11 protein-coding genes are annotated in these 12,300 nt (G+C 27.3%); all 11 read right to left on the bottom strand.

The features are described from left to right. A partial coding sequence (locus ACRDDY_RS08165; protein ID WP_438564458.1) for an amino acid permease occupies positions 1–323 on the bottom strand: 323 nt, incomplete at its 3' end. 374 nt (positions 324–697) lie between these two features. After that, positions 698–1,771: a phosphotransferase enzyme family protein gene (locus ACRDDY_RS08160; protein WP_438564457.1), complete on the bottom strand. Its 1,074-nt coding sequence runs from the start codon at positions 1,769–1,771 to the stop codon at positions 698–700. 170 nt (positions 1,772–1,941) lie between these two features. Further along, entirely contained in the window at positions 1,942–3,315 is a 1,374-nt protein-coding gene (locus tag ACRDDY_RS08155) for an SH3 domain-containing protein (RefSeq protein ID WP_438564456.1), read from the bottom strand. A gap of 273 nt (positions 3,316–3,588) precedes the next feature. Beyond that, the gene (locus tag ACRDDY_RS08150; protein ID WP_438564455.1) at positions 3,589–4,746 is read right to left on the bottom strand and encodes an ABC transporter ATP-binding protein; all 1,158 of its coding nucleotides are present in this window, start codon (positions 4,744–4,746) and stop codon (positions 3,589–3,591) included. 11 nt (positions 4,747–4,757) lie between these two features. Next, positions 4,758–5,552 carry an ABC transporter permease gene (locus tag ACRDDY_RS08145; RefSeq protein WP_438564454.1) on the bottom strand — a complete coding sequence of 265 codons (795 nt, stop codon included), beginning with the start codon at positions 5,550–5,552 and terminating at the stop codon, positions 4,758–4,760. Positions 5,553–5,568: 16 nt separating this feature from the next. Then, positions 5,569–7,836, bottom strand: coding sequence for a bifunctional glycosyltransferase/CDP-glycerol:glycerophosphate glycerophosphotransferase (locus tag ACRDDY_RS08140; RefSeq protein ID WP_438564453.1), 2,268 nt, complete (start codon positions 7,834–7,836; stop codon positions 5,569–5,571). 170 nt (positions 7,837–8,006) lie between these two features. Further along, positions 8,007–9,119, bottom strand: a complete 1,113-nt coding sequence (locus ACRDDY_RS08135) for a glycosyltransferase family 2 protein (protein WP_438564452.1) — start codon at positions 9,117–9,119, stop codon at positions 8,007–8,009. 122 nt (positions 9,120–9,241) lie between these two features. Next, positions 9,242–9,706 carry a threonine/serine exporter family protein gene (locus tag ACRDDY_RS08130; RefSeq protein ID WP_438564451.1) on the bottom strand — a complete coding sequence of 155 codons (465 nt, stop codon included), beginning with the start codon at positions 9,704–9,706 and terminating at the stop codon, positions 9,242–9,244. Between the two features lie 3 nt (positions 9,707–9,709). Then, complete coding sequence (locus ACRDDY_RS08125) at positions 9,710–10,465, bottom strand: threonine/serine ThrE exporter family protein (RefSeq protein ID WP_438564450.1); 756 nt, start codon at positions 10,463–10,465, stop codon at positions 9,710–9,712. Positions 10,466–10,627: 162 nt separating this feature from the next. Continuing rightward, complete coding sequence (locus tag ACRDDY_RS08120; protein WP_438564449.1) at positions 10,628–11,482, bottom strand: MurR/RpiR family transcriptional regulator; 855 nt, start codon at positions 11,480–11,482, stop codon at positions 10,628–10,630. 128 nt (positions 11,483–11,610) lie between these two features. Beyond that, positions 11,611–12,294, bottom strand: a complete 684-nt coding sequence (locus ACRDDY_RS08115) for a hypothetical protein (protein ID WP_438564448.1) — start codon at positions 12,292–12,294, stop codon at positions 11,611–11,613. Positions 12,295–12,300 lie beyond the last annotated feature (6 nt).

The following is a 12,300-nucleotide window of genomic DNA, read 5'->3' as shown; positions in this document are numbered from 1 at the left end:
TCTGTTGCAATTGTTATTGCCCAGTTATACCAATAATTCCATCCCATCGCGAATCCAAATGCTGGATCAACAAATTCAGTTGCATAAACTCCAAAAGATCCTGAAATAGGCATGAATGTTGCCATTTCTCCTAAACTTGTTATCAAAAAATATACCATTATTCCAATAGCACCATAGGCAACTAATGCCCCACCAACACCAGCTGTATGTATACTGTCTCCCATTGCAAGGAATATCCCTGTTCCAATCGCGCCTCCAAGTGCTATCATGCTAATATGTCTTTCTTTTAGGCCCCTTTTTAGACCCTCTTCTGTTTTTTCCATCTAACACATCCTCCTCTTAAATTTTAAATATAAATATAAAAATATAATTCCTTATTATATTTTTTCTATTTTTTGTTACTTATCAATAGTATATTCCACAAAATGTTTTTTCAATATTTAGATTTTTTTTTTACTCTTTAGATTTATTTTTTTAAAATTATTCTTTTATTATACATAAAATAAACATCTTCCTAACAGAATTTAAAAAATATATATTTATAAATCCAAAAAATTCCTTAAAAAAATATCTCTACGTTCATAATTACCATTAATACAATTTCCATCCATCTTCTTCTAAATATTAATATCATTACTAATATTTTCAAATATATATGCGAAATAAAAAAAGCCTCCTCATAAGGAAGCTTAATTTCTTAGACATTTAATTTTTTTTCAATTTCACTTGCAAGTTTTAACTGATTTCTAGTTCTAACTAAATTATGCTCTTCATAATCTACTTTGAAATATTCATCGCCATTTAAGTAATCAGTTAAAAATCTCATTGCAAGCTCTATAGTTATAAGTTTAGCTGAAAAAGATATATTTTCCTTTTCTACCTTAGTCAAGGTATATCCACATTCTTCTAAAATTCCTTTTAGGAAGTTTTCATAAAGAACCATATCTATAGTTACTTTTTCTAAATCCTTTTCATCCTCTTCAGCAGTACTACATCCTGATCTTATAGCATCACCAAAATCATAAAGTGAAAGTCCTGGCATTACTGTATCTAGATCAATGACACAAACTGCTTCTCCTGTACTTTCATCTATCATTATATTATTAAACTTTGTATCATTATGAGTTACTCTAATTGGAATTTCTCCCTTTTCACATAAATCTACAAGCTTACTTAATTCATTTTCTCTTTCTCTTATAAAATCAATTTCTGCCTTTACTGATAAAGCTCTATTTGCCTTATTTTCATTAACTGCTTCTATAAACGCTTTATATCTTTTAGGTGTATTATGAAAATCTTGTATAACTTCAAAAAGTTCATCTACATTAAAATCGCCTAAATATTTTTGAAACTTTCCTAAAGCTTTTCCAGCTTCATAAATATGTTTCTCACTTTCAACCTTCATAAAAGTTCTAGCATTATAAATAAATTCAAAAGCTCTATAATAATTTCCCTTGTCAGTTTTAAAGTAATAAGCTCCACTCTTAGTCTTAATTAAATTTAAAGATTCACGAGTTACATCTCCACCATTCTCTAATACTTTATTAGAAATATGTGTAGTAACTTTTACAATATTATTCATTAAACTATGGACATCAGTAAAAATATTATGATTAATCCTTTGCACTACATACTTTACTTCTTGACCATTGTCATTATAAGTTACCATAGTAGTGTCATTTATATTACCGACATTATGACATTCCTTACAAACACAAACCCCTTTAAAATCAAAATTCTCTAAAATATCCTTAAATATCTCATTACTCATTCATAAATCCTCTTTCTTCTACTTTAATTTAATCAAATCCCTTTCATTCTATCATATTACGTTAGTAATTTAAATTTAATAATTTAGAATTAAATAAAAAAACTTGCCAAAGCAAGTTTTTTTCCTAGACTTGCTTGCAAGTCACTTAATTTTTAATTTCTAACTCTTAACTATCTAATATAATCTGCACTTACATATCCATATGAATTTCCATATTTTATCTTATGCCAACCATTTCTCGTTTCTACAATAATTACTTTACTTCCTCTTTTTAATGAACCTACAACTTTTGTATTTGTTCCCATTCCTGATCTTACATTTAGAGCACTTGCTGTTACTGTTCCACTTTTCTCTGCACCTGAATTTCCTGAATCGGTTCCTATTATTGTTACATAATCATCACTCACATATCCATATGAACTTCCATGCTTTATTTTATGCCAACCATTCTTTGTCTCTACTATAATTATTTTAGTTCCTTTTTTTAATGAACCTATAACCTTTGTATTTGTCCCCATACCTTGCCTTATATTTAAAGCACTTGCTGTTACTACCCCCTCTTTACTTCCACTTACTATTGGTGGAGGTGTTGGCTTTGATGGTTCTGGATTTGTAGCACCACCACTAACATTTATATAATCTGCGCTTACATATCCATAGCCTGTACCATATTTTATCTTATGCCAACCATTCTTTGTTTCTACAATAGTTACTTTTGCTCCTCTCTTTAAAGAACCCATAACCTTTGTATTTGTTCCCATACCTTGTCTTACATTTAAAGCACTTGCCGTTACAATTCCCATTCTCTCTGAAACAACTGGTGGTATTACTGGAGGATCTATCGGTTTTGGTGGTTCTACTGGTGGCGTTACAGCTCCTCCTAACTCTTCAATCTCGTTAACTAATTTAGTAATTTTAGGTCCATACTTTGTATCAGTTGCCCATGTTCCTGATAATGCTTCTATAGTTTTAGCTTTTCCAAAAATACTTGAAAAATGCCTTGGATCCTTTGTATCTTTTCTTGGATATCCTGCTGCTCCTGCATAAAGTGCTAAATGATCTAAATGTGCACTTACTCCATCATCCCATGAATCAAACCTTTGATGTGCATTTGGATCTGTATTGCTTCCACCATCTTTTGTCTTAAGTCCACAAGGATTTCTATAACTTTCATTTAAAACTCCCCCAAACTTACCATATCCAGTCTCAACTGCTGATTGTGCATATGCAATTACAGGATTAACTCCTCCATGTGCTTTAGAAAGATTTACATACTTTTTAGCTAAAGAAATAAATGTATTAGTTGCCCCTTTTTTTCTAGCCCACTTTTCCATAGTTTCTACAGAAACAGTTGTATTTCCTATAATATTTCTTGAAGATAACACCATCATATTCTCTTCATCATTCAAAACATTTTCACTTACTCTAATCTCATTATCTTCTCTTGCTTCCACTACTATTCCATTTCCACAAGTAGAAAATATAGAAATTCCAACTGCTACAACTGCACCTTTCACAATTACATTTAACTTATTCCTATTCATAAAGTTTCCCCCTATTTTGTTATTGGTGAATTTGCTTTTTCCATAAAATACTAATATAAAGATATTTTTATATTAATGTTTTTATACTCCTCTTTTTCTAAACTTTTTGACATTTTCATTATATATTACCCACTCTTTTTTTGCAATATTTTACAATAAAGTATCTATTACTTTTTAATAAATTTTTTTTAATTAGATAAAAGGACTTTTTCAAAATTGAAAAAGTCCTTTATCTATAGGCTAAACTAACTTGTTAAGCTAATTATCATTATTTTATTTCATACGTTTTATTTTTAATCTATTAGATTTTATTATTACTTCTACTCTTTCTTTATCATTTACAAATTGACCAAACTTACTTGTGCACCAAGCTTGCCTATTGTAATTTTCTCCATTTACATCTATATTAATTTCAAAATTAAATGCCCCATCTTCTATATCTTTAAATGATAAATTAAAATCATAATCTAATCTGTTTAGTTTTTCATCTTTATTTTTTTTTACAAAAATATTTTTAAACTTTAAGCTTTTTCCATCTTGAACTAAAGAAATATTATCTATTTTATATTCTTTTCCTAGTGGCTCTAATGAAACATATCCTTTGAAGCTAATCTTCTCTTCTTTCATTTCTATGTCTGTAAGACTTTGTTTTATTTCTATTAAATCTTTATACTTATGTTTATTTTCTATAATATCCTTTATATCCACACCATTTAAAAAATGCTTATAAAGATTTGCTATTTCATCTATATCACCATAATCTATAAGTTTTCCTTTATAAAGCCACGCTCCCTTTGTACAGAAGTTTCTCATTTGAGGTAATGAATGTGATACAAAAAGAATGGTTTTTCCTTCATCTCTGAATTTATCCATTCTTTTTAAACACTTATCTCTAAACATTTCATCTCCAACAGCTAATGCTTCATCTACTACAAGTATATCCGGATTTATATTTACTGCTATTGCAAATCCAAGTCTTGCTTTCATTCCACTTGAATACATTCTTACAGGTTGATTTATATATTCTCCAAGTTCTGAAAAATCTATTATTGAATGAATAATTTCTTCAACACCACTCTTATCCATTCCCATAGAATATCCCTTTAGATATATGTTTTCTTTCCCTGTAAGTTCTCCATCAAATCCTGCTGTAAGTTCTAAAAGTGCTGATACTCTTCCATTTACTTCAATTTGACCTGACGTTGGATATACAACACCAGTTACCATTTTTAAAATTGTACTTTTCCCTGATCCATTCTTACCTAAAATGCCAATTACCTCTCCTTTAGGTAAGTCTAATGTTAAATTATCTACTGCTTTAAAAGGAGTATATCTTTTACCCCAAAATAAATCTTTAAATCTATCTTTATCATTTTTATAAAGCTTATATTCTTTAACTAAATTTTTAAATCTAACCGCATAATCTCCCATTTAACTCTCCCCTATAACACATCTGTAAACTCTTTATACGTTCTCTTATATACACGACTTCCTATAATCCCTAAAATAACTATCACTACTAATAAATAAAGTATATATGGACTTTCAAAAAACCATCTTTTATAAAGAAATATATTTCTGTATCCTTGAATAAAGAAATGAATTGGATTAAGTTTTAACACAAATCTTAAAAGTGGATTTCCTACACTTTCTATATTCCATAAAATAGGTGACATCCAAAGAACTGCTTGTATTGCAGCTTTAACTAAATTTTCAAAGTCTCTACTTATAGCTGATAATGAAGCTAAACTCCATGATAAAACTAAAAAGAATACATACATTAAAGGTATATATACTAAAAACTGTAGATAATATATATCTGGGAAAAATCCAAATACAGCAAAAATAACTGTTATACATACTATTAACATTACTTGCACATATAATTTTGATAATATCGTAAATGTTGGTATTGTTGAAACTGGAAACTTTATCTTTGTAACAAAATGCCTATATGCTCTAATAGACATAGCCCCTCCTACAATAGCATCACTCATGAAAAACCACGGTGTAAGTCCTGCAATAAGCCATAAGAAATATGGAAATCCATCCATTTGACTACTTTCACGGATAAAAGTAAATGCAAATAAATATACTCCAATTGTAACCATAGGTCTTATAACTGCCCAAGCATACCCAAGAGCAGTTCCTTTATAAAACTTAACTAAGTCAACCTTTGAAATAAGAATAGTTTGTTTTAAATTATCTTTATTTTCTTTTAAAATAGTTTTTAGCATATCTTTCCTCCACTGTTTAATTAAACACATTTTCTACAAGTCTTTTAGAAGCTTGTCCATCATAGTGGTCAAAAAATTTGCTTTTAAATTCTTTAATACGATTCATATCAAAATCATCTCTATTAATTATTTCCACTATATCTTCATTAGTTTTTGCAATTTTTCCTGGTACAAACGAATCATATTCATAATAAAAATCTCTTTCTCTTAAATACTCTTCCTTATCATATGCAAACATAATAATCTTCTTATCTAATAATGCCCCTTCAAATACAACAGATGAGTAATCTGTCACTACTATCTCCGAAATGGCTATTAAATCATTAATATCTTTTTTGCTTTCTAAGTTTATCACTCTCTTTTCTAATTCCTTTGGAATTAAAACATCTTTCAATCCATTTTGAACACTTGGATGAAACTTTAATATTAAAATATAATCTTCTCCTATATTCTTTAAAAGTTCTGTTGGATTAAGTTCTAATTTAAAATTTTTTCTTTCTTTTGGCCCACCTCTAAACGTTGGTGCATAGAGAATAATTTTTTTGTTTTTAATTTCCGGATATTCACTTTGAAGCGCTCTTCTAACAAAACTTCTATACTCTTCATCAAGCATAATATCTGTCCTTGGAACACCTAAGGGTAATACGTTTTTCTCATCAATATTAAAAGCTTCTGCATATTCTTTAACTATATTTTTAGAACTTGTAATAACTTTTGTGTATGCTGAATGTGCATTTAATTCAAACTCTTTAGTATTACTATCAGCTTTTCCTATAGCACTAAATCCAAATTTTTTAAAAGCTCCACAAGCATGCCATACTTGTACAACCTCGACCTCTTTTTTAAACTTTAATCCATAAATTTGTCTATAATAATCATCTAAAACAATATATTTTGCTCTAGCAAAATTTCTATACATTTTTAAACTTTCTTTAAATCCTCTATTATTATCTAAATATACTCTCACTTCATATTTTTCATTTTTCTCAAGTTCCCTATTTATATATAATAGATTCCCTGATAATTCCTTACTTTTATTAGTTGCAAGTATAACTAACTCCTTTTTTATAGGTAATAATTTAAATATATTAAACATATATTTTGAGTTTTTAATTAAAATATTTTCTATAATTTTAGGTATTTTTTTTAATTTTCTTTTTACTAAATATCTAAATAAATATATTTTATTTTTCTTCTTAACTGCTTTCTTAATATGTTTATATAAATCTCCGTAATGTATTTGTAGATAATTTAAACTATTTACATCAAATCTTTTATATGCTTCTATTAATAGTTCTACATAACAATCTCTAACTTTATTATTCATAAATAAGTATTTATCAACAATCCCCTGTGTTAGTATCCATCTAAATCTTGAGGATTTATTAAATACTTCACTTTCTAATGTTACTACTAAATTTTTTATATTCTTTAAAGCTTGTATTTTAGTCTTTTCATCACCATAAATTATTGCCCTTTTTAATGGTGGCCAAATATCAACTAGCACTAGTCTATTAAAGTATTCTACCTTTAACTTTTCTTCTGTAAATTTATTTGTACAATATTTTTCAATATTACCACAAGTAATCTCCCAGGATTTTTTTACTTGTTCTAATACTTCTGCACTTTTACTTTGAATTTGATTTGTTAAAGATGCCTCTCCTTCTTCACTTCTCATTCTATAGTAGTATCCAACATTTTTTGTTGCATAAACTTTATTAGCTCTTAAAAAAGCCTCCATTACAAAAGCTTGATCCTCTGCATATTTAATATCTTGTGGAAAAGCTACATCACATATAATACTTGTTTTAAACAATTTATTGCATGGTCCTAAAGTCCATAATAAATCATAATTATCTCTTATATTTTTTTCCCCTTCTTTTAAAAAATGATTCTCCATAGGCCATTTATTTTTTCCATCATATTTATATGTACCGCAAACTATCACTTCGGCATTTTTTTTAACTGCTAAATCATATCTCATCTCTAAAGAATCTATTGGAATAATATCATCTGAATCCATAAAAACTATATACTCACCCTTAGCTTCTAAAATCCCTCTATTTCTAGCCTTACTCGGTCCTCCATTTTTTTGCTCAATTAATCTAAAATTTTCTAAATTCTTTACATAATTCTCTATAATTTCCTTACTCTTGTCTGTTGACCCATCATCTATTAAAATCACCTCAAAGTCTTTTAAAGTTTGGTTAAATAATGAATCTAAGGTTTCCTTTATATAAGCTTCAACATTATATACTGGTATAATAACGCTTACTTTCTTCATATTTTCTCTCCTACCCTTTTTAAATTACATAAGTTTTTTAATCTTTTCTTTTCAAATTATATCATATTTTAAAATTTTATTCATTTTTTATTTAAATTTTAGACTTTTTATTAATTAAAAAGTCATAATAAAAGGCATTTAAGAATCTTTTTTCCTAAATGCCTTTTATTTTATATTTCTAATATTCTTTTAAACTTTTCTTTCAATAAATAAATACATAGTAACCTTTTTTTCTCTTGTTTTAAGAACTTAAATATAGTCTTTTCAAAAGTATTGTTTTTATTCCAATAAATTTCTTTTATCTTATTTTTTATCTCACTTTTAAACCTTTCTTCACTTCTTATATACAGATTAGAATTCTCATATAAACTTTTCGCTATAAATATCTCTACTTTCTTAGAATCTTTAATTATATTTTCATCTAATCTTTTAAGCATATTTAAGATACTTAAGCTCATTTTATATCGTTTTTTTGAACTTATATTACTTCTATATACTGGCCAAATATCTACATCTATTACTCTTTCTAAATAATATTTCTTTAAACTTTCTTTATTCTTATCTATTCCTATCCTATCCAACATTTTAAAAGTTTCAATCAAGCTTTCTATTGAGTTTTCTAATACCTCCTCTTCTCTTCCTCTATATGATGTTAAAGAATCATTTCTATCTCTATATTTATAAACTAACTTATCTATGGTATATATCTTTTTTGATTTTACTAAGGCTTCTAATACAAAAGATACATCCTCTGCATAATTTAAGTTTTCATTAAATCTTATTTCACTTAAAATACTGCTTTTATATATCTTGTTACATGGCCCTAAATTTCTTAAAAGCTTAAAATCCTTTGAAATATCCTTTTCTCCTTCTTCCAAATAATGCTTTTCCATGCGCCACTCTTTCTCTTCATTAAATCTATTCGTTCCACCTATAACAATATCACTATTAGATTTTTCTATAGCTTCATACCTACTGATTAGAGAATCTTTTGGAAGAATATCATCTGAATCCATAAAAACAATATACTTTCCTATCGCTTTGTCTAAACCTAAGTTTCTTGTTTTACTCGGTCCATTATTTTCTTTAGTATAAACCCTTATTCTATTATCTATTTTTTTAAATTCACTTAAAATTTCTAAACTTCTATCTATTGAACCATCATCTATACATATAATTTCAAACTCTTGAAAACTATTATTTAATATTGAATTTATAGTTTCTCTCAAATATTTCTCAGTATTATATATCGGAATTATTATGCTCACCTTTATACTATTCATTCTTCCCCCTTAAAACATATCACTAAATTCCATTAAGTTATTAATATTCCCCTTATAAAATGATAACATCCATTCATTTTATATTCAAATTTTATACATATAATTAATAAAAAAAATTGAACCTATTTTTTAGTAGACTCAATTTTTTTCATTTTTCTATATAAAATTCTATTTAAATGATAGAATACTAGTGATGCAATTATTACTCCAATTGCTATTCCTGCCGTTGTTTGTAATGTACTTAATCCATATGAATGAAATTCAGCTTCATTTCCTGTAATTAATCCTGTCATTGTATAAAATAATCCTCCCCCAGGTGCTAATGTAATAATTCCTGGAAGTAAAAATACTGTTGCAGGTGCTTTTAATTTTCTTGCTAAAATTTCTGAATAAACTGTTATTACTCCTGATGCGATTGTAGTTGAAAATAAAATGTTATTATATATTTTACTTACTATTACATACGTTGTAATAGTAAAAAAACCTCCTATCGTTGCTGCTACAATTTTATCTTTCTTTACATTATACATTAATGCATATCCAAATGCTCCAACTACGCATGATACTATTTCTACTACATAACTCATAAATTACATTGCACCTCCTAAATATAATGCTAATGCAAATCCTGCTGTAATCCCCAACGTTATTAGCATAGTTTCTACAAGTCTAAATGTTCCTGCTAAAATCTCTCCACTTAGCATATCTCTAAATCCTGTAACCATAGCCATTCCAGGAATTACAAGCATAACACCTCCAATTATTATTTTATCGATATTCGCACCAATTCCTATTTTTACTGATACAATTGCAAGACATCCTATTATAAATGACTGTAATGTTGTAAAAACTATTTGATTTGGAATAAACTTACTTCCACATTTATTCATATAAAAGAAAATAATTGCTATAATTCCTACAGCCATAACGTCTCTAATTCCTCCACCAAAATACACACAAAATCCGGTAGATCCAATTATTCCACCAATTAAGTTCTTTTTTCTTCCTGCAAAATCACAAAATTTAAATTCTTTTAATTTTTCTTTTATCTCTTTTTTACCTGGCTTATTATGACATATATATCTTGATATACTATTAAGTTCCTCTAATTTTTCTAAGTTAAACTCACTTGAGTAAACTCTTCTATTTTCACTAAAGCTATTTCCATCCTTATCTCTAATAGTTGCTATAATTAATGTTTTTATAGCAAATATATCAACTTTAACATCTCCATAGCTTTTACAAATTCTAATAACTGTATCTTCAACTCTATTTATTTCTGCATTACATTTAAGCATATTTTCACCAATATCTAATGCAAAACTTAATATATCATTTATTTTCATCTCAAAAACCATTCCTTAACACAAAAAATTAACTAAAGCAAAACCATTTTTGCTCTAGTTATCTATTTATTTCATATGATTATTATATCATAGTAGCCCTTGTATTTACTATGTTTCAGTAATACAAAAAAGATTAATTATTCTTAATAATTTTAACTATTTTTATTTATTTTCCTCATCTCTACTTTCTATTGAATGAGTAGTTTTTATCTTGTTTTCCATAGCCTCTTCATAATTCTCTTTTATTACTTCTCCATAAGTAAGTTCTATTAAAAATGTTTGTGCAAGTTTAGACATAATAGAGCCTGTTTCAAATTTAGTTTCTAAACTTAAATAATTTAAATTAACATCTGACATATCCATAAGTTTATTATCTTTGTTAGATGTAATAGATATAACATCTGCTCTATTTTCCTTTGCAAGTTTTGCTATTTCTAGAATTTCCTTAGTTTCACCAGTATGAGAAATTAAAAATACTACATCATTTCTCTTAAGAAGAGATGTCATCATAAGCATAGTATGACTGTCATTTGCTATATTTGTATTTAACCCAATTCTCATAAACTTATAATTTGCATCCATTGCAGCTATTGCAGAATTTCCTATACCAAAAAATACAATCTTATTAGCTCTAAGTAATAATTCCCTTACCTGTACAACGCTATCTAAACTTAAATTACTTAAAGTCTTATCTAAAGAAAGTTTATTTGCTTCTAAAAGTTTTTTAGCCCACTTCTCAATCTCCTCATTCTGCTGCATTGTTGTATTTATAATATTTGTATTTTTCGATTTAGATATCTTTTTTGCAAGAGTTAACTTAAACTCCTGAAATCCAGTAAAACCAAGCTTTCTTGCAAATCTTGTTATAGTTGCTTCACCAATATTTACTTCATTTGCAATTTCTGTAATGGACTTATAAATACACTCCATTGGATTCTCCTCAATATATTTTTCTAATATTTTATCACTTTTACTTTTCTTATATTCTTCCTTTTTTATCTCATCTACTATTGTCATTTTTGACTCCTTTTTATAATAATAAAATCTTTTATTTTAAAATTTACGTCACTTACATTTTATAACAATTTCCAAATTTTAAAAAGAGTTATCCTCACTTTAGAATAACTCTAGAAAAAATTTTTCATTTAACTTTTATAATCAAACCCAATAGCTAAATAATCTGTTACATCTCCATCAAAGTTTAAAGCTGGAGATGTTCCTGCTACGTCACTATGAAATGTTACTGTAAAATTAATTTTATCACCCTTATTAAAAGTATTACCACTTGTTACTTTTGTTAATTTTACACTTGCAACCTGAGTTCCATTAACGACTATATTTGCCTCTAATGGCACTACAATTGTAGCGGAATCCTCTCCATTATCAGTTAAGTTATTTATAACTAAATTATAATTTTTAGCATTTGTATGGTTATGATTTGGAGCAATCATAGTTATTGTTGTTGTATCTGTTTCTAATATCTTTCCAAGTCCACCATCAACTGTTACCGTATTATAAATTCTTTCAAAAGGAGCAATTGGTGTTGTATCTGTCCCCCCTAAAACTAATACATCGCCTTCAGCTACATTAGTTTTTGAAAAAAGTATTTTAAATAATCCATCAAAATTTGTAGGCTGTGATCCACTTTGAAACTCTACTGATGTTATAGTAATATCAGTTAAATCAGTTTGACCTATTTTTTGTAATTTAAATGCAGTTATTGCTGGTTTATCACTTGCTTGAAATCCTAAACCACTTCCATCATTCTTTGTTATTGCTATAGAAATTGCTCCATCAGTATATGAGTAACTTTTAATTTTAATTAACATAATCAT

The organism is Clostridium sp. (assembly GCF_051656525.1).
GTDB lineage: Bacteria > Bacillota > Clostridia > Clostridiales > Clostridiaceae > Clostridium.
This window is presented reverse-complemented; position numbering and strand designations above follow the sequence as displayed.

Coding starts and splice junctions, on each gene's coding strand:
- ACRDDY_RS08160 (WP_438564457.1), bottom strand. CDS start 1,771: ATGAGTAATGAGATATTTAAGGATATTTTAGAGAATTTTGATTTTAAA.
- ACRDDY_RS08155 (WP_438564456.1), bottom strand. CDS start 3,315: ATGAATAGGAATAAGTTAAATGTAATTGTGAAAGGTGCAGTTGTAGCA.
- ACRDDY_RS08150 (WP_438564455.1), bottom strand. CDS start 4,746: ATGGGAGATTATGCGGTTAGATTTAAAAATTTAGTTAAAGAATATAAG.
- ACRDDY_RS08145 (WP_438564454.1), bottom strand. CDS start 5,552: ATGCTAAAAACTATTTTAAAAGAAAATAAAGATAATTTAAAACAAACT.
- ACRDDY_RS08140 (WP_438564453.1), bottom strand. CDS start 7,836: ATGAAGAAAGTAAGCGTTATTATACCAGTATATAATGTTGAAGCTTAT.
- ACRDDY_RS08135 (WP_438564452.1), bottom strand. CDS start 9,119: ATGAATAGTATAAAGGTGAGCATAATAATTCCGATATATAATACTGAG.
- ACRDDY_RS08130 (WP_438564451.1), bottom strand. CDS start 9,706: ATGAGTTATGTAGTAGAAATAGTATCATGCGTAGTTGGAGCATTTGGA.
- ACRDDY_RS08125 (WP_438564450.1), bottom strand. CDS start 10,465: ATGAAAATAAATGATATATTAAGTTTTGCATTAGATATTGGTGAAAAT.
- ACRDDY_RS08120 (WP_438564449.1), bottom strand. CDS start 11,482: ATGACAATAGTAGATGAGATAAAAAAGGAAGAATATAAGAAAAGTAAA.
- ACRDDY_RS08115 (WP_438564448.1), bottom strand. CDS start 12,294: ATGTTAATTAAAATTAAAAGTTACTCATATACTGATGGAGCAATTTCT.